Below are 22,655 nucleotides of genomic sequence, written 5' to 3'. Positions count from 1 at the left end.
TTTGTTGGGTTCCGTCCCTCGGTCCCGCACGACCGCGCACCACCTCCATGAAACCCACGTCAGAGCCGACGTGTTAGCTGACCCGGAGGAACCGCCGTGACTACCCACCCCGTCGACGAGAAACTCCCCGCACTCAAGATGGCCACCACGGGCCTGCAACACGTGGCCGCCATGTACGCGGGAGTCGTCGCCCCGCCGCTGATCGTCGGTGCGGCCGTCGGCCTCTCCGGCACCGAACTCACCTTCCTCACCGGCGCCTGCCTCTTCACCGCGGGCCTCGCGACCTTCCTCCAGACCATCGGCGTCTGGAAGATCGGCGCCCGGCTGCCCTTCGTCAACGGCGTCACCTTCGCCGGAGTCGCCCCGATGACCGCGATCGTCGCCTCCACCAAGGACAAGTCCGACGCGCTGCCCGTCATCTTCGGCGCGGTGATCGTCGCCGGACTCCTCGGCTTCCTCGCCGCCCCCTTCTTCAGCAAGGCGGTCCGCTTCTTCCCGCCGGTCGTCACCGGCACCGTGATAACGCTGATAGGCGTGTCCCTGCTGCCCGTTGCCTTCGGCTGGGCGCAGGGACCGGACCCCTCGGCACACGACTACGGCTCGCGCACGTACCTCGGCCTGGCGGCGGCGACACTCGTCATCGTCCTGGTCCTCCGCCGCTTCACCCGCGGCTTCGTCAAGCAAATAGCCGTCCTGCTCGGCCTGTTGATCGGCACGCTGCTCGCGATCCCGTTCGGCGCAACGGACTTCAGCCCCGTCGCGGACGCGGACGTGGTCGGCTTCCCGAGCCCCTTCCACTTCGGCGCACCGCAGTTCCAGGTCGCCGCGATCGTCTCGATGTGCGTGGTGATGGTGGTCTCGATGACCGAATCCACCGCGGACATGCTGGCGTTGGGCGAGATCGTCGACCGCCCCGCCGACGAACGGACCATCGCCGCCGGCCTGCGCGCCGACACTCTCGGCTCGGCCCTCAGCCCCCTCTTCAACGGCTTCATGTGCAGCGCCTTCGCCCAGAACATCGGCCTGGTCGCCATGACCCGCATCCGCAGCCGGTACGTCGTCGCCACCGGCGGCGGCTTCCTGGTGCTGATGGGGCTGTGTCCGATGGCCGCGTCGCTCATCGCCGTCGTACCGCGCCCGGTGCTGGGTGGAGCGGGTGTCGTCCTGTTCGGCTCGGTCGCCGCGAGCGGCATCCAGACCCTCGTCAAGGCGGGCCTGGACCGGGACGACAACATCCTGATCGTGGCGGTCTCGTTGGCGGTCGGCATCATCCCGATCACGGCGCCGGACTTCTACCACGCGTTCCCGCAGACCGTCCGGATCGTCCTCGACTCGGGCATCTCCACGGGCTGCGTGGCCGCGGTGGCGCTGAACCTGGTCTTCCACCACCTCGGCCGGGCCCGCGAAGAGGCCGGGAGTACGACCGGAGCCGTACCCCTCGCCCGTCAGCCGATCTCGTAACTGTCCCCGTACACCTTCCACTTGAGCGGCGTGTCCAGGTCGAGGTTGCCCTGTTTCAGGAACACCCGTTGGGCCGTCTCGACCCGGGTCACGTCGCTGTGCGCCGCCTCCTGCTTCATCGCCCGGACGCGGGCGTCGAGGAAGGTGCCGAGATACGCCGTCTCGTCGCCGCCGTCGGTGGGCGTGGCCGCGTGTTTGCGGGCCCGGGCGCGGATGCCGCCGAAGGCGAGGGTGTCCGTGCCGGGGCCGTGCATGACCATCGCGTCGTAGTAGACGAACTGCCCGAGCGTGCCCACCCCGTCCTTCTTGGCGCGCGCCACGGCCGGGTCGAAGTAGCCGCGGTCCCGCTCGTCGCGCTGCGCTTTGCGGAACGCGGCGGAGGTCTTGGCGGCCTTGCGCCACGCAGCCGGGAAGCCCGGGGTCAGCCCCTTGTGCGAGGCGGTGCCGTCGACGGCGCGCAGCGCGGGCAGATAGGCGGCGAGGGCATTGCCCGGGGCCCGCTCCGTGTACAGCTCGACGAGGGCCAGCATGTCGCTGGTACCGGAGCAGAAGCCGATGATCCCTCCGGTGTAGCCGCGGCCGTCGCCGATGTCCTCGATGTACTTGTACTGCGCCTCCCAGTCCAGGGAGGAGTTCTCCGCGCTCGACACCAGCCGCATCGCGATCTCCTTCTTCGCCGGGGCGTCGAGCCCCGCCGAACCCGTCGTCGAGGCGTCGGCGGACGGCCACTGACTCGCGATCGCCGCGGTGCCGACAGCGGCGAGCAGGGTGCGGCGGGTGGCTTTTCTTCGGAAGAACGGCACGTCGACTCCAAGGCGGGCGCGATACACAACAATTCTGAAAGGCAGCTGAGACTCGCGCGTCAACTTGGGAGAGCCGTGGGGTGGTGTTAGCAGGTCACTGTGAATTCCCCTGCCACGCAAGGAAGTTGGCGTGCCCGAGTCCTCATGCCGAGACTCCCGGAGTGCCCGAACCGCATGCGCGTTCAGACGCGCCGGACCGACTGGCAGGGCATCGCCGCCGGGAGTCGTCCCGTGAAGTACGACCGGGGTGGCACACCCATCAGAGCGCGGAAGTCGGACGTCATGTGGGACTGGTCGTAGTAGCCGGTGACGGCGGCGAGTTGGGCCCAGGAGAGTTCGGTGGCGTGGGCGACGACGGCACGTACCCGGTTGATGCGGGCGTAGTGCTTGGGGGAGAGGCCGACCCCCTCGGCGAACAGGTTCCTCAACTGCCGCTCGCTGACGGCGAGTTCCCGGGCCACGTCGGGCACCGGGCCGGGCAGGTGCCCGGTGCGGATCGACATCGCGTCGACGCCGGCCCGGACGAGTCCGGTGCGCGAGGGGTCCGTGACGGCGGTGAGCCGGGCGGGGAGGATCTCCGCGAGCCGCTCCACCGTCCGCTCGGGTTCGGGACCCAACCAGCGCAGATCGTCGGCGAGTTGGCGGGCCTTCCGGTCGGGCAGGTCCCCGAGGTTCATCGCCCGGCCGACGAGATCGACCGCCGGAACACCCAGCAGCGGCAACGTCGTGCCCGGCGCCAGCCGTACCTCCACGCAGGACACCAGCGGCTTGCCCGCGTGGTACGTGGCCCGGACCCGCGGCCCGACGACGAGGACGCTGCGCCGGCCGTTCCCCTCGACCCGCACGACCACCTTCGTGTCCGCGTCCGGGAGATGCACGAACGGCTCCTTCGGCACGGCGTCCAGCCACAGGGCACCGATGCGCGTGATCCAGGGGCGCAGTTCGTCGGGCAGGGGCACGGCCCACTGCGACAGGGCGTTCGTCACCCCTCCACGGTAAGCGCGCCACCGGTCCGAACACGGCCCCCGAACGTGCCGGAATCTCCTAGAACCCAGGCCGTCTCCCCGCCCACTGTGGTGGCCATGATCCTCGTCACGGGTGCCACGGGCACCATCGGCAGTGAAGTCGTACGACAGCTCGCGGCGCGCGGTGAGAAGGTGCGCGCCCTGACCCGGGACCCCGCAAAGGCCCAATTCGCGGAGGGAGTTGAGACGGTGCGGGGCCACCACGCAGACCGGGCCTCGGTGGAGGCGGCGATGACCGGAGCCGAAGTCGCTTTCCTGGTGGGGGTGTTCGGCCCGGACGATTCCGCGCACGACCGGGGTCTCGTCGAGGCGGCACGGGCGGCGGGCGTACGCCGCATCGTGAAGCTCTCCGGGATCGGCGCCGGTGACCCCGCCGTCGGACCGGTCGGCACCTGGCACGTACCCGGTGAACAGGCCGTGCGGGAGAGTGAGTTGGAGTGGACGATCCTGCGCCCCTCGGCCTTCGCCACGAACACGCTCGGCTGGGCGGCGTCCGTGCGCTCGGGCAGCCCGATCCCGAACACGAGCGGCACCGGCGGCCAAGGGGTGGTCGACCCGCGCGATGTGTCCGAGGTGGCGGTCGCCGCGCTGCTCGACCCGGCCCACTCGGGGCGGACGTACACCCTGACCGGCCCCGAGGTGCTCAGCGTCCCGGACCAGGCCGCCGTCCTCGCCGGGGTCCTCGGCCGCCCGGTCGAGGTACGCGACCTGTCCTCGGCCGAGGCGCGCGAGTACCTGCTCGGGCTGGGCTTCAGCGACACGTTCATCGACGCCTCCGAGATCAGCAGGGAGTTCATCCGGGACGGCGGCAACGAGGTCGTGACCGGTGACGTAGGGGAGGTGCTGGGGCGGTCGGCGCGGACTTATCGGGAGTGGGTCCAGGACCACCGGGCGGCGTTCGGGGAGGGGTGATTCGGGCGGGGGTGGCGGGCGGAGTGTGCGGCCGGCCCGGGCGGGTGTGAGGGGCGGTGATGTGCGGCGCGGCGGGTGAGTGGAGGTGTGGGGCGGGCGGTCGTGATGGGTGCAGTGTGCGGCCGGCCCGGGCGGGGGTGAGGGTCGGTGGTGTGCGGCGCGGCGGGTGAGCGGAGGCGCGGGCGCGGGGCGTGGTGAAGGGCGGAGCGTGCCGTGGGTCCGAGCGAGGGTGAAGGCGTGCGGCGTGCGGCGCGGCGGGCGAGTGGCGCGGGGCAGGCGGCCGTGAAGGGCGCAGTGTGCGGAAGGTCCGAGCGAGGGTGAAGGCCCGCGGCGTGTGCGGAGGCGCGGGGCGGAGGCGTGGACGCGGGGCGGGCGGAGGCGTGGGCGCGAGGCGGAGGCGTGGGGCCGGCCGGGGCGTGACGCGGGCGGAGGCGTGCTGGCGCGGGGCGGTCAGACGCACTGGCGGAGGCGCTGGTCGACGTTGAAGCGTGGGCGCGCGGACGTGGGGGATGTCAGCCCCGCCCCCGCCCCGATCGAAGCACCGCCGCCGCCAGCACCAGGGCTGCCACCGCGATCAACGCGCCCGTCCGGAAGGCAAGTTGGTAGCCCTCCGCCGTCGCCGGAATCAACTCCGCACCCTTGGCGAGCAGTTCGTCGGTCCGGCCCGCCGCCAGCGTGGACAGCACCGCCAGCCCCAGCGAACCACCCACCACCTGCGTGGTGTTGAAGAGCCCGGAGGCAAGGCCCGCGTCCTCCTCCCATGCCCCCGACATGGCGAGCCCGGTCAGCGCGGGCATCGCGGCGGCGAACCCGGTGGCCAGCAGGAGCAGGGGCGGCAGAACGTCCGTGACGTAGGAGCCGTCGGCGGGGGCGCGGCCCAGCAGGGCCATCCCGGCGACGATGAGGACGAGTCCGGCCAGCAGTACCCGGTACGCGCCGAAGCGGCCGATGGTCCGTGCCGACAGGCCGAGCATCAGCACGCCGATCGCGACCGGCGCCGGCAGGAAGGCCGTACCGGTGAGCAACTCGCTGAAGCCGAGCACCCGTTGGACGTACAGGGCGCCGATGAACTGGAAGCCGAACATCGTGCCGATCATCAGGATCTGCACGGCGTTCGCCCCGGTCAGGAGGCGGGAGCGGAACAGTCGGAGGCGGAGCAACGGGCGGGCGGCCCGGGCCTGGCGGACGGTGAACGCGACGAAGAGGGCCAGGGTGAGGGCGGCCAGGAGGAGGTTGGTGGTGAGGGGGCGGTCTCCGGACCCGACGATCACGTACACGCTCAGCATCAGCGCGCCGGTGACCAGTGCGGCTCCCGGATAGTCGGCGCCCTTGCCGAGTCCGGCGCCCTCTTCCGGGGCGAGGACGCGGACCGCCGCGAGCCACGCCACGATGCCGATCGGGAGGTTGATGAGGAAGATCCAGTGCCAGTTCAGGGCCTGGGTCAGCGCTCCGCCGAGGAAGGTGCCCAGTGCTCCGCCACCGGCACCGACCGCGCTGAACACCGCGATGGCGCGGGCCTGTTCACGCGGTTCGGGGAAGAGGGCGACCAGCATCCCGAGGACCACCGCCGAGGCCATCGCCCCGCCGACGCCCTGCACCGCCCGGGCCGCGATCAGCATGCCCTGGCCGGTCGCGACCCCGCACAGCACGGAGGCCGTGGTGAACACGGCGAGCCCCGCCGTGAACATCCGCTTGCGGCCCACCAGGTCGCCCAACCGGCCGACGAGCAGGAGCAGTCCACCGAACGGGATCAGATACGCGTTGACGACCCAGGCGAGCCCCGGCCCCGAGAAACCGAGGTCGCTCTGGATCGCGGGCATGGCGACCGTGACGATGTTGCCGTCGAGGATCGTCATCAACGTCCCGGCACACAGCACGACGAGGGATGCCCAGCGGGAGTACGTTCGGGGCGACGGACGCGTCCGTGATGTCTTCGACTCGGACCCGGTGAGTGCCGTCATGACGGTCTGACCTCCGTGGATATCCAAAGGAACCATAGGTGCACGACTTGTAACGGAGTACATCGTCAGGAACCATGGAGGTCGTCGTAAGGAGGCACTTCAATGTCCCAGGGGAACACCGGTGTTACCGCCCAGGTCGTGAACGCGCACGCCTGTCCGGTGCGGGAAGTTCTTGACAGGGTCTCCGGCAAATGGAGCGTGCAGATCCTGGTCGCGGCGGCCCACGGACCCATCCGCTTCACCGAGTTGGAGCGCAGCATCGAGGGCATCAGCCGCCGCATGCTGACCCTCACCCTGCGCAACCTGGAGCGCGACGGACTCGTCACCCGCACCTTCCACCCGACGGTGCCACCGAAGGTCGAGTACGAACTCACCCCGGTGGCCCAGGAGTTGCACGAGACCCTGCAACGGCTGACGGACTGGGCGGAGCGCAACCGCGTCTACATCGCGGAGTCCCGTGCGGCCTACGACACCGAGCGCCTGCCGGAGTAGTACCGGCTCAGAGCCCGAACAGGCCCGGATTCGTGGTCAACTTCCGGAAGAACTCCTGCGGTTGGGTGACCAGCCTGCGCTTCTGGAGGTCCAGCAGTCCGCCGGTCGACACGATCTCAGCGGACACCGTGCCGTCCGCCTTGGTGATCGACTGCAACACGCGGAACGTCTTGCCCTCGCCCCACTCGAAGCCGCAGCTCACCGTCACCTCCTCGTCCACGCGCAGCTCGCGCAGATAGCGGATGGTGGTCTCCAGGACGACCGGCCCGATCCCCTGGGCGATCAACTCGGGCTGGCCCGCCCCCGCGGCGGTCAGCGCCGACCAGCGGGCGTGCTCCGCGTACTGCAGATACACGCTCTGATTGAGGTGCCCCAGGCTGTCGGTCTCGTATCCGCGGACGGTCACCGGGACGGAAAACGGCTCGCTCAACTGCGTTCCCTTCTCGCACTGACGGACGATCTGACCGACCGATCTTGGCATGCCCTTCAGGTCCGGTCAGGTCCGTTCACGTCCGACGCGGCGAGGCAAGCAGATAACTCGCCCCCGTTCGCGGCTCCTTGTGCTCGCTCACCTGCCAGCCCGCCCGCTCCAGCGTCCCCGCACAGGCGCGCAGCGCCTCCCCGTCCGGGTCCCGCACGGCGACGGCCTCGGGCTGCGGGGTCACACGCACCCGGTAGCCCTCCGCGTCCCGCCCGGCGGGCCGGTGCCCGGCGGCCTCCAGGGCCAGCGCGGCGGCCTGCACCAGATGCGTCCGCTCCCAGCCGCACGGTCGCTCCACGGAACCGTCCGGATTCGTCATCCGGCGCAGCTCCAGCAGCCCCTGCCAGGCGCTGTGCACTTCGCGGGTGCGGACAGCGGGGGCGATGCCTGTCTCCTCCTCCCCACCGATGCGCGCGGCGAACACCCCGGCGGTCGTGGTGGAGTTGGAGGTCGCGGCGGTTTCGGCAGCGGCGGCAGCGGCGGCGGGCTCGGCGGCCTCCGGTTCGGACTCCCGTATTCGATGCCCCGCCGGCGTCAGAAAGTGATCGTGCGGCGGGCGCGGATGCCGGAACGCCAGCTCCCGCTTCACCAGCGCGGCGAGCTGCGCCTCCGTACCCCGCAGCCGCCCGGTGACGGGATCGGCGGCGTCGATGACACGCCGTTGCGCGGCGGTCGGCGGTCGTGTCACGGCGTGCTCCTCTCCAGCCGGCGGCCCGTCGGGACGCCCTCGCGCGTCCCATTCGAAGATTACGACGGGGGTCTGACATTCCAGGCGGCGATGACCGGCCGTCCATGCTCCGTGCTCAGCCGGCACAGCGTCCCGGTCGCGAGCTGGAACAACGCGCCCTTCGACGGCGGCAGCCCGAGCCACCGCGCGGTGAGCACCCGTAGGAAATGGCCGTGTGCCACCAGGACGACCACGCCCTCGGTGTTGCCGAGGGCCGCGTCCACTTTGGACAGGGCGCGGTCGGCGCGCTCGCCCACCTGTTCCGGGCTCTCCCCGGGATGGTCCGGTGGTCCGGGGGCGACCCCGTCGGTGAACAGGAACCAGTCCGGGCGGGTGCGCTGGATCTCGACGGTCGTGATGCCCTCGTAGCCGCCGTAGTCCCACTCGCGCAGATCCACATCGATGCGGACGTCCGTGAGCCCGATCAGCTCGGCGGTCTCCCGCGCGCGCTGCATGGGGCTGACGAACGCGGCGCCGACCCGGTGCGAGCGGATCAGCGGCACCAGCCCGCGTGCCTCCTCCCGTCCCTTCGCGGTGAGCGGGACATCGGTCGAGCTGGTGTGCCGCCCCGACCGGGACCATTCGGTCTCTCCGTGCCGTACGAGGAAAAGATCGCCCATAGCTCACAGGCTATGGGCCCACCGCTCCAACGTCGCGAAATCGCCCTCCCGTAGACCCCTGCGCGGGTCCACCTTGAGGAGGAGAGCCGGCCCGTCGTGGTGGGCCTCGACATGCCGTACGTCCAGGTCGGTGACCAGGTCGTCGACCCAGACGAAGGGGCGGCCGGCCGCCCAGGCCACGATCTGGCGCGTCTTCCAGTAGAGGCCGTCCGGGTCCTCGGCGAACAGGTCGGTGAACTCGATCACCGGGAGGTCACCGGGGAGCCCGATGACCGGCGCGACCATCTCGTCGGCCTGGTGCATCCAGGTGGTGGCCCAGGCCGGCTCGTACGGCAGGGCCAGTATTCGCTCGCCGTGCCCGGGGTGCAGGCGCACCCGCAGCCCGCGCCGCAGCCGCCGGGAACCCGGCTCCTGCCGGGCCGACCAGTTCGCCGGCCACAGCCGACGGGTGACATAGCCGCGGTGGCGCAGGAACCGGGCGCCGTACGGGTTGAGGGGGCCGTCGACGTCGAGGAGCAGCAGGGGGCGGTCGGTCATGGGGAGGAGTTACCCAGGGCGGTGCGGAGGTATCTGCTACTGGCGATACCCGCCCAGGAAGCGCCCGATCCGGCCGATCGCCGCCTCCAGGTCGTCCGCGTACGGCAGCGTGAGGATGCGGAAGTGGTCGGGGGTCGGCCAGTTGAAGCCCGTGCCCTGGACGACCTGGATCTTCTCCCGGAGCAGGAGGTCCAGGACGAACTTCTCGTCGTCGTGGATCTTGTGCACCTTCGGGTCGAGCCGGGGGAACGCGTACAGGGCGCCCTTCGGCTTCACGCACGAGACCCCCGGGATCTCGTTCAGCTTTTCCCACACCACGTTGCGCTGTTCGTGCAGTCGCCCGCCGGGGACCGTCAGGTCGCGGATGGACTGGCGGCCGCCGAGCGCGGCCTGGATGGCGTACTGCGCGGGCGCGTTGGGGCACAGCCGCATGGAGGCCAGCATCGTCAGGCCCTCCAGGTAGTTCTTGGCGTGCTGCCTCGGGCCCGTGACCACCAGCCAGCCCGAGCGGAAGCCGGCCACGCGGTACGTCTTCGACAGGCCGCAGAAGGTGAGGACGACCAGGTCGGGGGCGAGCGCGGCGGCCGAGTGGTGCACGGCGTCGTCGTAGAGGATCTGGTCGTAGATCTCGTCGGCGAAGACCATCAGGCCGTGCCGGCGGGCGAGGTCGAGGATGCCCTCGATGATCCCCTTGGGGTAGACGGCGCCGGTGGGGTTGTTCGGGTTGATGATGACGACGGCCTTGGTGCGGTCGGTGATCTTCGCCGCCATGTCGTCCAAATCCGGGTACCAGTCGGCCTGTTCGTCGCAGAGGTAGTGGACAGCCTTGCCGCCGGAGAGGGTCGTCACCGCCGTCCAGAGCGGGAAGTCCGGGGCGGGGATGAGGATTTCGTCGCCGTCCTCCAGCAGCGCCTGTACGGCCATGGAGACCAGCTCGGAGACGCCGTTGCCGAGGAATACATCGTCTACGTCCACCTCCAGACCCAGGGTCTGGTAGCGCTGGGCGACCGCGCGGCGGGCCGAGAGGATGCCGCGTGAGTCCGTGTAGCCGTGCGCCTGGGGGAGCATCCGGATCATGTCCTGGATGATCTCCTCGGGCGCCTCGAAGCCGAAGAGCGCGGGGTTGCCGGTGTTCAGGCGCAGGACGCTGTGGCCTGCCTCCTCCAGTGCGTTGGCATGCTCGATCACCGGACCGCGGATCTCGTAACAGACCTCGCTGAGCTTGCTCGACTGCCGGAACTCCATTGCGCCCTCGCCCCATCGGGTTCGTGTGTTGCTTGGTTTTACCAAGTGTGAGCTTGGAAAGTCCAACAACCTGTCTAGACTGCGTCGCATGTCACCTCGCCGAAGCTACGACCAGTACTGTTCCGCGGCCCGGGCGCTCGACCTCGTCGGCGACCGCTGGACCCTGCTGATCGTCCGCGAACTCCTCGCCGGCCCGCGCCGCTACACGGACCTGCACGCCGATCTGCCGGGTGTCAGCACGGACGTACTCGCCTCACGGCTGAAGGACATGGAACGGGACGGGCTCACGACGCGACGGCGGCTGCCGCCTCCCGGTGCCGCCTTCGTCTACGAACTCACCGGTCGCGGGCGGGAGTTGCTGCCCGTGCTGCAAGCCCTCGGTGCGTGGGGTGCGTCCGAGCTGGGGGAGCGCCGGCCCACCGACGCGGTGCGGGCGCACTGGTTCGCGCTGCCGTTGCTGCGGGCGCTGGAGGGGGAGGGCCTGGTCGAAGTCCGGCTGGAGGAGGGGGAGTTCCACCTGTGGGTGGGGGCGGAGGGGGACGGGCCGGTCTACGGCGAAGGGCCCGCGCCCCGGGAGCCCGACGCCCGGCTCGTGCTCGGTGTCGACACGTGTACGGCTGTCGCACAAGGGGAGTCGAGCCTTCGCGACGCGGTGCGTGCCGGGCGCGTCGAGGTGAGTGGTGACGGGACGTTGGCGAAGGCGCTGCGGGAGGCGTGAGTCGGGCCTGAAAATGGCAGAAGGCCCGCTGTGGGCGGGCCTTCTGACGAGACGTCACAGACAGATCTACATGCCGGGCGGCGGGACCCGCCTCGGCCGTCCCGAACCCCGGGTCAGCGCGTACCCGCCGATCCCCGCGAGCGCGGCCAGCACACCGCCCACTCCGGTCCACACCCAGCGGTCGGACCACCAGCCGGAGGACCAACCGCCGTCGGGCTCGATGCTGGACAGTGCGGCCGAGGTCGAGGACGACGAACTGTCGTCATCGGACGTCGACTTGGCCGCGATCCCCGGCGTCAGCGGCTGCGCCAGCGAACCGTCCACCGCCGCCGAACCGCCGATGTCCTTGGAGTCCACCCGCAATTCGGTGCTCACCGGCTGGCCCAGGTCGGACGACGGGAGGTCCACGACGGTGAGCCGCACGTAGTACGTGCCCGGCAACGGGTCGTTGGCCCACTGCTCCGACCAGGCGCGGACGGTACGCAGCGTGCACGCCAGGTCCAGGGAGGTCGCGTCCTGCGCGGCGGTGCGCGTCGATGCCCCGTACTGGCAGGCCTGGCGGCGCCGCAGCCCGTCGTAGACGTCGAGCTGCCAGGTCTCGCCCGCGTGGGTGTCCGGCAGCTTCACCGTCGCCTTGACGGTGGGGCGTTGGCCGGCGTCCGCGGCGAACGACCAGTACAGGTAGTCGCCCGTGGAGCCGCTCGCGGTGGCCTGCCGGCCCTGGTCCAGTTCCGTCGCCGTACGGAAGGAGGTGCCCGCCTGGGTGGGCGCCGAGCTGTCGTCGGAGGGGCTCGCGGAGGGCGAGGAGTCCGCCGCAGCCGGCGCCGCCGCGAGTCCCGCCATCAGCAGGGCCGTGCTCAACACGCGTGTGATCCGCATCAGTTGGTCCTCCAGACCGCGAGACGCCAGCGGGACAGCCAGCCCCAGAGCAGACCCGCGACGAAGCCGGTCAGCACGAGGGCGGCGAGGAGCCACCAGCCGCGGCCGAGGCCGAAGGAGGCCACGTCGCTCGCCTTGCTCGGCCCGTCCACGACGTCCACGGTGAGTTCGAGGGGCAGACCGGGGGTGGTCTTCACCCCGGAGGCCGCCGAGAAGGAGTTGGTGACCTGCAAACAGACCGTCTCGGCAGGGGCGTTGTCGTCGTCGCTCTCCGCCTTCGGGTAACGCAGGCCGGTGGAGATGACGTCCGTGCGGCCATTGCCCGTGCCCTCGCCGCGCACGATCTCGCGGCCGTGCACGGTGACCGCCCGCAGCAACACCCCGTAGTCCGGGTTGACTTCACGGTCGGCGCCCACGCTCACCGAAGCGCGCAGCTCCTGGCCGGGGTCGACGTCGACGCGGTAGAAACGCTGCTTGCCGAACTCCTCGCGGTCCGTGTACAGGCCGGACTTGAGGGTCGGGGCGCTGGTGCACTGAGCCGTGCCCTCGGTGGCGACCGGGGTCACCACCGGGTCGGCGGCGCGGTCCACCAACTGGCCCACGCGGTCGGAGAGTTCCTCCTTGTGCTGCACGGAGGTGTACGTGCCGCCGGTCGCGTCCGCGATGCAGCTGAGCTGGTCGCGGGTCTTGGCGTCCGGCACGAGGCCCAGCGTGTCGATGGTCAGGCCGATGCCCTTGGCCGCGATCTCGCGGGCCACCTCGCACGGGTCCAGCGGCTGGCAGGTGTCCTCGCCGTCGCTGATCAGGACGATACGGCGGGTGCCGTCACCGCCGTTGAGGTCGTCCGCCGCCTTCAGCAGCGCGGGACCGATCGGGGTCCAGCCGGTGGGCTGGAGCGTGGCGACCGCGGTCTTGGCCTCGGTGCGGTTCAGGGTGCCCACCGGGTAGAGCTGCGCGGTGTCCTTGCAGCCCGTCTTGCGGTCGTTGCCGTGGTAGTTGGCGCCCAACGTGCGGATGCCGAGCTGCACTTCCTCGGGTGTCGCGTCGAGCACCTCGTTGAACGCCTGCTTCGCCGCTGCCATCCGTGAGCCGCCGTCCATGTCCTTGGCGCTCATGGATCCGCTGACGTCCAGCACGAGTTCGACCTTGGGGGAGGCCGCGGAGTCCGTCTCGTCGGCGACCGCTCCGGCAGGGAAGGCGACCCCGGCCGTGAGGGTGGCGAGCAGGGCACAGATCCCCGCCGCCAGCCGTTGTCTTGTGATCATCGCCGGATCCTATTGATCAGATGGACCGGGCTCCAAAACGAGCGGGTTCGGCAGCCCGGTCCACTGGTCCCCGGGCAGCTCCGGCGACAGCCGCATCAGCGTCAACGCCTTGCTCGGCAACGGCTGTTCAAGCAGCGTGCGCAGGTCCGGCGTGCGCGGCAGATCCGGTACGACGGCCGCCAGCGCCGCCCTGAGCGCCGTACCGGAACCGGCCGTACCCGCGAGGGCTCCCGCCACGAGGGAGCCGAACAGCTTGCGGCGCAGGGTGAGTTCGTCGTCGGTGACGATGCGTCCGCTCAGCTCGGGGATCGGAATGCCTTGCTCGGCAAGGCGCTTGGGGCTGACCCGGATGTCGGCGAGATCGCGGTAGACCAGGCGCAGCGGGGCACCCGTGCGGGACAGCACCACCAGCAGGTTCTGACCGTGCGCCTCAAGGGCCACACCGGACTCCAGCAGCCGCAGACAGACGACGAGGGCGAGACGGGTGAACTCGGCCAGCCAGGCGGGGGATCGGGGCAGGTCGGTGACCGCGAGGGCGGCCACCGGCAGAACCCGCTCGCCCGCTTCCGTGTCCGCGTACGTCTGCGGCGACTCGCGCAACACGGCCGCGAGATCGGGCGAGTCGGCCGTCGCGGCGCCCAGCGTGCGGGTCACGTGCAACAAGCCGTCCGAGCGCGCCGCCAGTGTCTCCCCGAACGCGGACAACGTCGCCGACAGCCCGATCGAGTAGACCGAGATGTCCCGCACCGAGGACGTCAGCCGGGCACTCAGCGCGGTCTTGACGTGCGGTCCGTCCGGCACGGCGAGGGTACGCAGGGACATCAGCGGATGCGCGCCCACCGGACCGTCCCCCGCCCGCTTCAGCACATGCGCCGCCTGCCACGGGTGCACCGGGATCAACAGCCGTCCGGCGTCCCGCAGTTCGTCCGGCCACACCCCGGTCAGCAGGCATTCCTCCGCCCGCACCGGCACCGATCCGAGCGCCACCACGGGCCGGTGCTCGGGGCCGTACGCGAGTTGCTCGGCCACCGAGAAGCCGGGCCGGGAGCGGCAGTTGGGGTGGAAGGGGTGCCCGTCGACGATCCGCTGCTCCCACTCCCAGTCGTGCACCGGCCAATCCTCCGAAGGGGCGGGCTGGTTGGCCCGGGACAGTGCCAACGAGGCGACACTGTGCCCGAGTTCGACCGCGAAGGCGGTCCCGTGCGGCACGGCGAGGTCGGTCATCAGGCGAGCCGGATCGTCGTAGGCGATGTCGTCGAGGTGGACGACGGTGACGTGGGCGTCGGTCGCGTACGGGTCCGCGCGCGGGCCGCGCAGCCGTCGGCCGTCGGAGAGCCGTAGGACGGGGCCCGGCGTCCTGTCGGCGATCCACGGCAGGGGTTCGAAGGCCAGCGCCCGCCACAGCCGGGTGAGCACCGCCGCACGGGCGCCGGGGAGTTCGGCCGCGTACCGTTGCACCAGGTCGGGCCGTACGGCGGCGAGTTCCTCGGCGACCTCGGTCTCGGGAAGCGGGGGACGGTCCACGGTCGACTCCTCGGGTGCGGACGGGGCGTCATGATCGGTGACGACGAGAGACAGGGCGGGGAGAGGGAGAGGCGGAGCTGGCGGAGACGGGACGGGCGGAGACGGGGCGTCGGGACACTGTGCGACGAGAGACATACTGATCGCGATCGCAGGACACGGACTGAGGGAACGTATGGATCGCGTCGACTTCACACCCCCGGGCGACGACGTGGCGGAGCGCGCCGACGCGTACGCGGCCGCGCCCCTGCTCAACTGTCTGCTCCGGGAGGTGGCCCAGCCGCTCCCGGACCAGGGGGAGCGGCACGTGTACCGGCTGCCGGGCAGCGGCCGGCTGCTGCGGGTGCGCGGCGAGCGGCGGCCCGCCGAGCCCGAGGTGTACGCGGACGGCGATTGGCGGCGCGTCGACCACAGCGAACTCGTGAAACTCGTAGCCGAGGAACTGACCCGCCACACCGGCGTGTCCAACCACGAACTGCCCGCCGAGATGACGGACAGCCGTGACGCCGTCGCCGCGCTGCTCACCGCGCGCGAGGGGGCGACGGCGCCGGACGACCCGTATCTCCGCTCCGAACAGTCCTTGATCACCGGCCATCCCTACCATCCCGCGCCCAAGGCACGCGGCGGCGGCCCCGTCGCGGGCTGGCTGCCCTACGCTCCGGAGGCGTACGCCCGTTTCCCGCTGGTGCTGCTCGGGCTGCGCGAGGACGCGGTGGTCGAGGAGGGCGACGTCTCGGCGCTGGACGCCTTCGGGGAGGCCCCGCCCGGATATCGGCTGCTGCCCGCGCACCCGTGGCAACTGGACCTCGTCGGCACCGGCCTCGCGGACGCCTTTGCGGACGGGCGGCTGATCCGGCTCGGTACGACCGGGGCGGAGGTGTGGCCGACGGCGGCGATCCGCACGGTGTACAGCCCCGGGTCCGCGGAACGCGGCGAGGATCTGTTCCTGAAGTTCAGCCTCGATGTGCGCATCACCAATGACGTACGCCGGCTGTGGCGCCACGACCTGCTGAAACTCCGGCGCACCGATGCGGCCGTCCGGGACGCCTTCGCCGCGATGGGCGGGCCGGCGGCCTGGCTCAGCGATCGCGGTTACCGCACCGCCGACTTCGCCTTCGAGGAACTCGCCGTCCTGGTCCGCGACGGGCTGCACGACCACCTCCTCCCCGGCACAACTCCGTTGCTGGCGGCGGGACTTGTGGAGGGGTTCGCGGGCAACCCGCTCGACGGTACGGGCGATCCGGGGGCCTGGTGGGAGGCGTATCTGCGGCAGGTCGTACCGCCCGCGCTGACCGCCTTCGCCGAGCACGGCGTCGTACTCGAAGCGCATCTGCAGAACACGCTGGTCGCCGTGGACGCGGACGGTACGCCCGTGCAGGCGCTGTACCGGGACGCGGAGGGCGTGAAGCTGCTGGCGGACGTGGACCGGGCCGCGGGGTGGGAGCGGCTGGTGTACTGCCTGGTCGTCAACAACATCGTCGAGATCGCCGGGGTGCTCGCCGAGCGACACCCGGGGCTGGACCCGTGGCCCGCGGTTCGCGCGGAACTGGCCCGGCACGACGTCCCCGAGGCCGCTGAACTCCTCGCCTCGCCCACCCTGCCCGGGAAGACGAACCTGCTGTTGCGCTGGACCGGGGCGGACGGCGCGGACGCTCGCTATCTGCCGTTGGGGAATCCGCTGGCGGGGTGAAGGGAACCGTCGACGGACTCGGTGCCGGTCCGTCGACGAGGACGGGAAACGACGGCGGAGCAACTCTGAACAGGCTCCGGGGTCCGTTCAGCGGAACATGCTGCTTGTGGGATGGGCGGTGGCTTTGGATATTTCCTGCCACCACTGGAGCCAGCGCCCATGGAGATTCGCTGTATGCGAACTGGAACAGCAGAGAAGGACGTGCCTGCCAGACAGACAGTACTGGCGGTAACAGGCATTACCAAAACGTTTCCCGGCGTCGTGGCGCTTTCTGACGTCAGCCTGGAAATCAACTCCGGCTCCGGAAGCAGCGGCGGCTCCCGCGAAATCGTCTACCTCAGCCCCGTGGCATCCCAGCCCGGGCAGCAGGACATCTTCTGGGCCATGCAGAAGGCCGGCAAGTCGCTCGGCTGGAGTGTGTCGCAGACCGACGCGAACCTGTCCCCGGACAAGCAGGTCGCCGGCGTCGACACCGCCATCACCCAGCAGAAGTCGGCCATCGCGAGCTGGTCGCTCGACCCGGACTCGGTCGCCGCCGCGTACCAGCGGGCCCGCGACGCCGGTATCCCGGTCGTCGGCGTGAACTCGCCCGGCAGAAACGTCAACACCGAAGTCCTGTGGCAGAACGCCACCTGTCCCAAGGGAGGTGTGCAGGACCAGACGGCCGCCTACCTCGCCAAACTCAAGCCCGGCGGGAACGTCGCCCTGATCAGCGGCCCTCCCACCCCGTCCGGCCTGAAAGCGCTGACGTGCTTCCGGAACTACCTCAAGGCGGACGGGCTGAAGATCGTCGCCGACACCGCCAACACCCAGGACTCGTCCGACGCCGCGTCCAGAATCGCCGCCGACCTGCTCACCGCGCACTCCGACATCGACGCGATCTGGACCTACAACGACTCGACCGCGCTCGGCACGTCCTCGGCGGTGATCAGCGCCCACAAGAAGGTCGCCAGTGCGGCCGACCCGGCCGACGGAGTCGTGGTGATCGGCTCGAACGCCGACAAGGACGCTCTCCAGGCGATCAAGCAGCACCGGCTCACCGCGACCTGGGACCCGGACAACATCGCGACGGGGTACGCGATCATCTACCAGATGAAGCGGCTGCTCGGCGGCAAGAAGACGGTCCCGGACATCACCATTCCGGCCCTCCTCGTCGACTCCTCCAACATCGCCGAACAGGGCAACGCCCGCACCCGCGCCTACACCCTGTCCGACTTCCCCGGCCTCAAGGGCGCGTCGTCATGACCTGGGCAGAGGTCGGCGCCGGTATTCGGCTCAAGCTCAGCGACCGCGGCGCCGCGGACGGCCCGGCGCTGGTCCTCGTACACGGCTGGAAGGGCTCGCACCGGATGTGGGACCGCCTGTCCTACCGGCTCAGGAACGACTTCCGCGTCGTCAGCTACGACCTGCGGGGCATGGGCGAGTCGGACAAGCCGCGGGCGGCGTACAGCTTCACGGAGATGGCCGACGACCTCACGGCGGTCCTGGAGCAGCTGGACATCCAGGACGCGACCCTCGTGGGCTCGTCGATGGGGTGCAGCGTCGTCCTTGAGTACATGCGACGCAGTGCGGCGCGGGTGGCCCGTGTCGTCCTGAACAACGGGCCGATCATGCTGACCACTCGCGACGACTTCAAGTGGGCGATGCCTCCTGAGCAGTTGAACGGCTACCTGGACGACATCGAGCAGCGCTGGCCGCTGTCCGAGTGGGACGACCTCGGCGACGAGCCGCTGGATCCGGCCCGGCGGATCTCGTCGTACCTGACCGCGTTGCAGACCCCCATGGACATCGCGCTGGCGGTGGTCCGGCAGCAGGCCACGCTGGACCACCGGGACGCCGTCAGGAACATGCCGGTCCCCGTCCTGGCCGCGTACTCGGTCCGGGATCCGTTCTACCCACCCGAGTTGGCGAAGTGGATCGCCGACAGTGCTCCGCAGGGATCGTTCGAACTCTTCCACGAGAGCGGGCACGCGACGCCCTACGAGGAACCGGAGAAGTTCGCCCAGGTCATCCGTGCGTTCGCGGGGATCGACGGCGGCCCACCGGACAGCTGACCGGCGGCCCGCACTCCCGTCCACCACCCCTCGCCGTCGATCACCCTCGGTTACAATGCTCACTTCAAGCCGAAGGCCGGAAGGGCTGAAGAGTGAGGTGGCCCGAGGACATGCTGAGAGAGGTCACCGCGACCCGCTACATCGAGCCCCTGCGCTCCGGCGGTTCCGTCCCCGGAGTCGTAGAGGCCGACGACCTCGGCACCTACGTCGTCAAGTTCACCGGCTCCGCGCAGGGCCGCAAGGCGCTGGTCGCCGAGGTGATCGTCGGGGAGCTGGCCCGCGCCCTCGGGCTGCGCTTCCCCGAGCTGGTGCTCGTGCACTTCGACCCGGAGATCGCCGACGAGGAACCCCACCAGGAGGTGCGGGACCTGCACAGCGCGAGCGCGGGCCTGAACCTCGGCATGGACTTCCTGCCGGGTGCCCAGGACTTCACTCCGGAGATCGCCGCCCGGTGCACGGTCGACCCGCTGGAGGCCGGGAAGATCGTCTGGCTCGACGCGCTGACCGTCAACGTCGACCGTACGGTGCACAGTTCGAACCTGATGATCTGGCCGACGCTCGGCATCGCACCCCCGCGCCTGTGGCTCATCGACCACGGCGCCGCGCTCGTCTTCCACCACCGCTGGGACGGCGCCGACCCCGCCAAGTCCTACGACTTCCGCCACCACGCCCTCGGCCACTACGACCCCGACACCCGCGCCGCCGACGCCGAGTTGGCGCCCAGGGTGACCGAGGAACTGCTGCGCCGCATCGCGGCCGAGGTGCCGGACGCCTGGCTGGCCGGCGAACCGGGCTTCGCGACACCCGACGCCGTACGGGAGGCGTACGTCGGCTACCTCCACGCGCGCGTGCAGGCCTCCGCGGCCTGGCTCCCCACCGACTTCCCCAGCAGGGAGGAGCGCGCCGCCGAGGAGGCCCTCCGCGCGGCGAAGACACAGCAGGGCCGCCCGAGTTGGCTCAAGCGGGTCCCCGACCTGCACGGCAGACCGGCGGCGGAACAGGATTGGTCGGTACACCTCGGATGACAGACACCCCGATCGACAACCCCGTACAGCCCGAGCACCGCGTACAGATCGAGTACTGCACCCAGTGCCGTTGGCTGCCGCGCGCGGCCTGGCTGGCGCAGGAGCTGTTGACCACCTTCGAGACCGAGTTGACGGAACTGTCCCTGAAGCCCGGCACCGGCGGTGTCTTCGTCGTCCGCGTCAACGACGAGGTCGTGTGGGACCGCCGTGAACAGGGCTTCCCGGAGCCCACGGCCGTGAAGCAGCTCGTACGCGACCGAGTGGCCCCGGACAAGTCCCTGGGCCACTCGGACAAGTGAGCTTTTCCTGACGCCTGTTGAGGGTCAGCCCCGCAGCTTCTCGTACGCCGGCAGCGTCAGGAAGTCCGCGTAGTCGTCGTCGAGCGCGACCTCCAGGAGGAGGTCGTGGGCCTGCTGCCAGTGGCCCGCGGCGAAGGCGTCCGCACCGATCTCCGCGCGGATGTTCTCCAGCTCCTCGGCGGCAACCTTGCGCGCCAGCTCGGGAGTTGCCTTCTCGCCGTTCTCGAACTCGACGCCCGCGTTGATCCACTGCCAGATCTGCGAGCGCGAGATCTCGGCGGTGGCCGCGTCCTCCATGAGGTTGAAGATGGCGACGGCACCGAGCCCGCGCAGCCACGCCTCGATGTAACGGATGCCCACCTGAACGGCGTTGACGAACCCCGGGTACGTCGGCTTGGCGTGCAGCGAGTCCACGGCGATCAGGTCGGCCGCCTTGACGTCGACGTCCTCGCGCAGCCGGTCCTTCTGGTTCGGCCTCTCGCCGAGCACCGCGTCGAAGGAGGCCATGGCGATCGGCACCAGGTCCGGGTGGGCCACCCACGACCCGTCGAAACCGTCCCCGGCCTCACGGTCCTTGTCCGCCTTGACCTTCTCGAACGCGACCTTGTTGACCGCCTCGTCACGGCGCGACGGGATGAACGCCGCCATGCCGCCGATCGCGTGCGCGCCGCGCTTGTGGCAGGTACGGACGAGGAGTTCGGTGTACGCCCGCATGAACGGGGCCGTCATCGTCACCGCGTTGCGGTCCGGGAGGACGAACTTGGGCCCGCCGTCACGGAAGTTCTTCACGATGGAGAACAGGTAGTCCCAGCGGCCCGCGTTCAACCCCGAGGCGTGGTCGCGGAGTTCGTAGAGGATCTCCTCCATCTCGTACGCGGCGGTGATCGTCTCGATCAGCACGGTCGCGCGGACGGTGCCCTGCGGGACGCCGACGTAGTCCTGCGCGAAGACGAACACGTCGTTCCACAGCCGGGCTTCGAGGTGCGACTCGGTCTTCGGGAGGTAGAAGTACGGGCCCTTGCCCAGGTCGAGCAGCCGCTGCGCGTTGTGGAAGAAGTACAGCCCGAAGTCCACGAAGGCGCCCGGGACTTGCTCACCGTCGACCAGAAGGTGACGCTCGTTCAGATGCCAGCCGCGCGGGCGCATGACCACGGTCGCCAGCTCTTCCTCGGCCTTCAGGGCGTACGACTTACCGGAGTTGGGGTCGGTGAAGTCGATGGCGCGGGTGTAGGCGTCGATCAGGTTGAGCTGGCCCGTGACGACGTTCTCCCAGGTCGGCGCGGAGGCGTCCTCGAAGTCCGCGAGCCAGATCCTGGCGCCCGAGTTGAGGGCGTTGATCGTCATCTTGCGGTCGGTGGGGCCGGTGATCTCGACCCGCCGGTCGTTCAGGGCGGCGGGGGAGGGGGCCACCTTCCAGGAGTCGTCGGCGCGGATCGCGGCGGTCTCCGGGAGGAAGTCGAGGGTGGAGGTGCGGGCGATCTCCGCGCGGCGCTCGGCCCGGCGGGCGAGGAGTCCGGCCCGGCGGGGCGTGAACCGGCGGTGCAGCTCGGCCACGAAGGCGAGGGCCTCGGTGGTGAGGACCTCCTCCTGCCGGGGGAGGGGTTCGGCGTCGACGACGACCGGCGAGGACGGCGCTGGTGCGGACATGAACTGTCACTTCCTTCAGCGTGGCACCGGGTGTCAGGTGACCCGGGTAGGGCTGGGAGCACCCGAGAGGCCGTCGGGCGCTTCTGAACAGTGGATACTAGTTTCCTCATCGTGGAAGTTCAATGGTTTGTTGACGTCGAGATTCTCCGGATCGAGCCAAAGTGGCGCTCAGTGCCACTCCGCTCACTCAAGGTGGACGAGATCCGCCTCAGTGTCGATGTCGTACGGCTCCGCCGCATCCCCGCACTCGACGAGCGTGACCGCGTCCGCGTGCGCCTTGAGATACGCCCGCGCCCCCCGGTCCCCGGTCGCGCTCTCGGCGATCCCGGCCCAGTGCGCGGCCCCGAACAGCACCGGATGACCGCGTACCCCGTCGTAGGCGGCCGAGACGAGCGAGTCAGCGTCCGTGAACCCGGCCAGCACCCGCGCCACCGCCTCCGCGCCGATCCCGGGCTGGTCGACGAGCGACACGAGCGCCGCCCGGGCTCCCGTACCCGCGAGCGAGTCGAGCCCCGCCCGCAGCGAGGACCCCATCCCCCGCTCCCACTCCGGGTTCTCCACGACCACGCACCCGGTCAGCTCCGCCTGCTTCCGTACGGCGTCGGCGCGCGCCCCCAGGACCACGTGGACGCGGGTGAGGCCGGCCGTGCGCAGGACCCCGACCGCGTGCTCCACGAGGGGCCGCCCCCGGTGCTGTAGCAGCGCCTTGGGCCGCCCGCCGAGCCGCCGGCCGCCGCCCGCGGCGAGCAGCAGCCCGGCGACCTGGTCTTCGTTTCGCGTCATGCGTCCTGCATACCTGACGCGGCGGCGACCGGACGGAATCCTCCTACTTAATTTCGGTCCATGGAGTGGCGCGCGCCGCACCGGGTGGCGTTTACTTGCCCGCGTCCCTCGGCGCCCGACCAGTGTTGCGGGGCGCGTGGCGGGACCGCGGAGTTCTTGCGCACGAAGACGTGCGAGGGGGGAGAGCTGTGTTGCGGAGCTTGGGGCAGAGGTCAGTGACCGGCAGCGACGAGGATCCGAGGGTGGCGGAACTGCGGACCGCGGTGTCCCGGTTGCGCCGCGAACTGGCCGCGCATCCGGCCGAGTTCCCCGACCGTGTCATCGCCGAGGACGAACTCGCGGCGCTGGCCGCGATGACCATCGACGGCACTCCCGAAATCCCGCGCCTGCGCCGCTCGTTGCTGCTGATCGCGGGCGCGATCGGCTCGGTGAGCGCACTCGCGAGGGGGCTGACGGACGTACGCAACGCGGTGGACCTGTTCGGTCAACCTCGGCGCGGGCAGGGCTAGT

Annotated in this window: 23 protein-coding genes; 10 read left to right on the top strand and 13 right to left on the bottom strand. The window is 70.6% G+C overall.

Going from position 1 to position 22,655, the window contains the following annotated elements:
* Window positions 1-96: 96 nt before the first annotated feature.
* Window positions 97-1,461, top strand: coding sequence for a nucleobase:cation symporter-2 family protein (locus OG194_RS08840; protein ID WP_327400302.1), 1,365 nt, complete (start codon window positions 97-99; stop codon window positions 1,459-1,461).
* Here the strand turns inward: OG194_RS08840 and OG194_RS08835 are convergent.
* Window positions 1,446-2,264 carry a chitosanase gene (locus OG194_RS08835; protein WP_327400301.1) on the bottom strand — a complete coding sequence of 273 codons (819 nt, stop codon included), beginning with the start codon at window positions 2,262-2,264 and terminating at the stop codon, window positions 1,446-1,448. The two genes, OG194_RS08840 and OG194_RS08835, sit on opposite strands and share 16 nt — an antisense overlap.
* A gap of 182 nt (window positions 2,265-2,446) precedes the next feature.
* The gene (locus tag OG194_RS08830; RefSeq protein WP_327400300.1) at window positions 2,447-3,250 is read right to left on the bottom strand and encodes an AraC family transcriptional regulator; all 804 of its coding nucleotides are present in this window, start codon (window positions 3,248-3,250) and stop codon (window positions 2,447-2,449) included.
* Window positions 3,251-3,346: 96 nt separating this feature from the next.
* Here OG194_RS08830 and OG194_RS08825 point away from each other — a divergent pair, with 96 nt between their 5' ends.
* Complete coding sequence (locus tag OG194_RS08825) at window positions 3,347-4,201, top strand: NAD(P)H-binding protein (RefSeq protein ID WP_442811514.1); 855 nt, start codon at window positions 3,347-3,349, stop codon at window positions 4,199-4,201.
* 512 nt (window positions 4,202-4,713) lie between these two features.
* Here OG194_RS08825 and OG194_RS08820 read toward each other — a convergent pair.
* Window positions 4,714-6,162, bottom strand: coding sequence for an MFS transporter (locus OG194_RS08820; protein ID WP_327400299.1), 1,449 nt, complete (start codon window positions 6,160-6,162; stop codon window positions 4,714-4,716).
* Window positions 6,163-6,264: 102 nt separating this feature from the next.
* On the opposite strand from OG194_RS08820, the gene OG194_RS08815 reads away from it, so the two are divergent.
* Window positions 6,265-6,654: a winged helix-turn-helix transcriptional regulator gene (locus OG194_RS08815; protein WP_327400298.1), complete on the top strand. Its 390-nt coding sequence runs from the start codon at window positions 6,265-6,267 to the stop codon at window positions 6,652-6,654.
* A 7-nt stretch (window positions 6,655-6,661) separates the two neighbouring features.
* On the opposite strand, the gene OG194_RS08810 is transcribed toward OG194_RS08815, so the two are convergent.
* From OG194_RS08810 to OG194_RS08790, 5 genes are all read right to left on the bottom strand, one after another.
* Complete coding sequence (locus OG194_RS08810; RefSeq protein WP_327400297.1) at window positions 6,662-7,084, bottom strand: acyl-CoA thioesterase; 423 nt, start codon at window positions 7,082-7,084, stop codon at window positions 6,662-6,664.
* A gap of 76 nt (window positions 7,085-7,160) precedes the next feature.
* Entirely contained in the window at window positions 7,161-7,823 is a 663-nt protein-coding gene (locus OG194_RS08805) for a hypothetical protein (protein WP_327400296.1), read from the bottom strand.
* Between the two features lie 59 nt (window positions 7,824-7,882).
* A complete protein-coding gene (locus OG194_RS08800) occupies window positions 7,883-8,482 on the bottom strand; it encodes a histidine phosphatase family protein (RefSeq protein ID WP_327400295.1) in 600 nt (199 codons plus the stop codon).
* Between the two features lie 3 nt (window positions 8,483-8,485).
* Window positions 8,486-9,019 (bottom strand): HAD domain-containing protein, encoded by a 534-nt coding sequence (locus tag OG194_RS08795; protein ID WP_327400294.1) that lies wholly within the window; start codon window positions 9,017-9,019, stop codon window positions 8,486-8,488.
* Between the two features lie 36 nt (window positions 9,020-9,055).
* On the bottom strand, window positions 9,056-10,264 hold the full coding sequence (locus tag OG194_RS08790) for a pyridoxal phosphate-dependent aminotransferase (protein ID WP_327400293.1): 1,209 nt from the start codon (window positions 10,262-10,264) through the stop codon (window positions 9,056-9,058).
* 88 nt (window positions 10,265-10,352) lie between these two features.
* On the opposite strand from OG194_RS08790, the gene OG194_RS08785 reads away from it, so the two are divergent.
* Entirely contained in the window at window positions 10,353-10,982 is a 630-nt protein-coding gene (locus tag OG194_RS08785) for a winged helix-turn-helix transcriptional regulator (RefSeq protein WP_327400292.1), read from the top strand.
* Window positions 10,983-11,048: 66 nt separating this feature from the next.
* Here the strand turns inward: OG194_RS08785 and OG194_RS08780 are convergent, their stop codons facing one another.
* Genes OG194_RS08780 through OG194_RS08770 form a run of 3 tightly spaced genes read right to left on the bottom strand, consistent with a single transcriptional unit; the run spans window position 11,049 to window position 14,650 of the window.
* Complete coding sequence (locus tag OG194_RS08780) at window positions 11,049-11,861, bottom strand: hypothetical protein (protein ID WP_327400291.1); 813 nt, start codon at window positions 11,859-11,861, stop codon at window positions 11,049-11,051.
* Window positions 11,861-13,126 (bottom strand): VWA domain-containing protein, encoded by a 1,266-nt coding sequence (locus OG194_RS08775; RefSeq protein WP_327400290.1) that lies wholly within the window; start codon window positions 13,124-13,126, stop codon window positions 11,861-11,863. The genes OG194_RS08780 and OG194_RS08775 overlap by 1 nt, the downstream gene beginning before the upstream one ends.
* A 9-nt stretch (window positions 13,127-13,135) precedes the next feature.
* Window positions 13,136-14,650 carry an IucA/IucC family siderophore biosynthesis protein gene (locus OG194_RS08770; RefSeq protein ID WP_327400289.1) on the bottom strand — a complete coding sequence of 505 codons (1,515 nt, stop codon included), beginning with the start codon at window positions 14,648-14,650 and terminating at the stop codon, window positions 13,136-13,138.
* 172 nt (window positions 14,651-14,822) lie between these two features.
* Between OG194_RS08770 and OG194_RS08765 the strand changes: the two genes are divergently transcribed.
* From OG194_RS08765 to OG194_RS08745, 5 genes are all read left to right on the top strand, one after another.
* Window positions 14,823-16,337, top strand: coding sequence for an IucA/IucC family protein (locus tag OG194_RS08765; RefSeq protein ID WP_327400288.1), 1,515 nt, complete (start codon window positions 14,823-14,825; stop codon window positions 16,335-16,337).
* Between the two features lie 261 nt (window positions 16,338-16,598).
* The gene (locus OG194_RS08760) at window positions 16,599-17,582 is read left to right on the top strand and encodes a sugar ABC transporter substrate-binding protein (RefSeq protein ID WP_327400287.1); all 984 of its coding nucleotides are present in this window, start codon (window positions 16,599-16,601) and stop codon (window positions 17,580-17,582) included.
* Window positions 17,579-18,391 (top strand): alpha/beta fold hydrolase, encoded by an 813-nt coding sequence (locus OG194_RS08755; protein ID WP_327400286.1) that lies wholly within the window; start codon window positions 17,579-17,581, stop codon window positions 18,389-18,391. The genes OG194_RS08760 and OG194_RS08755 overlap by 4 nt, the downstream gene beginning before the upstream one ends.
* A 110-nt stretch (window positions 18,392-18,501) precedes the next feature.
* Window positions 18,502-19,416: a HipA family kinase gene (locus OG194_RS08750; protein WP_327400285.1), complete on the top strand. Its 915-nt coding sequence runs from the start codon at window positions 18,502-18,504 to the stop codon at window positions 19,414-19,416.
* On the top strand, window positions 19,413-19,715 hold the full coding sequence (locus OG194_RS08745) for a SelT/SelW/SelH family protein (protein WP_327400284.1): 303 nt from the start codon (window positions 19,413-19,415) through the stop codon (window positions 19,713-19,715). Before OG194_RS08750 ends, OG194_RS08745 begins: the two co-directional genes overlap by 4 nt.
* 24 nt (window positions 19,716-19,739) lie before the next feature.
* Here OG194_RS08745 and aceB read toward each other — a convergent pair whose 3' ends face one another.
* Together aceB and OG194_RS08735 are read right to left on the bottom strand one after the other, a co-directional pair.
* Window positions 19,740-21,362, bottom strand: a complete 1,623-nt coding sequence (gene aceB / locus OG194_RS08740) for a malate synthase A (RefSeq protein WP_327400283.1) — start codon at window positions 21,360-21,362, stop codon at window positions 19,740-19,742.
* A 183-nt stretch (window positions 21,363-21,545) separates the two neighbouring features.
* Complete coding sequence (locus OG194_RS08735) at window positions 21,546-22,145, bottom strand: nucleotidyltransferase family protein (RefSeq protein WP_327400282.1); 600 nt, start codon at window positions 22,143-22,145, stop codon at window positions 21,546-21,548.
* A gap of 188 nt (window positions 22,146-22,333) precedes the next feature.
* On the opposite strand from OG194_RS08735, the gene OG194_RS08730 reads away from it, so the two are divergent.
* Window positions 22,334-22,654 carry a DUF5955 family protein gene (locus tag OG194_RS08730; protein WP_327400281.1) on the top strand — a complete coding sequence of 107 codons (321 nt, stop codon included), beginning with the start codon at window positions 22,334-22,336 and terminating at the stop codon, window positions 22,652-22,654.
* The last annotated feature ends 1 nt before the right edge of the window (window position 22,655 follow it).

It is taken from the genome of Streptomyces sp. NBC_01288 (genome assembly GCF_035982055.1).
Classification (GTDB): Bacteria; Actinomycetota; Actinomycetes; order Streptomycetales; family Streptomycetaceae; genus Streptomyces.
This window is presented reverse-complemented; position numbering and strand designations above follow the sequence as displayed.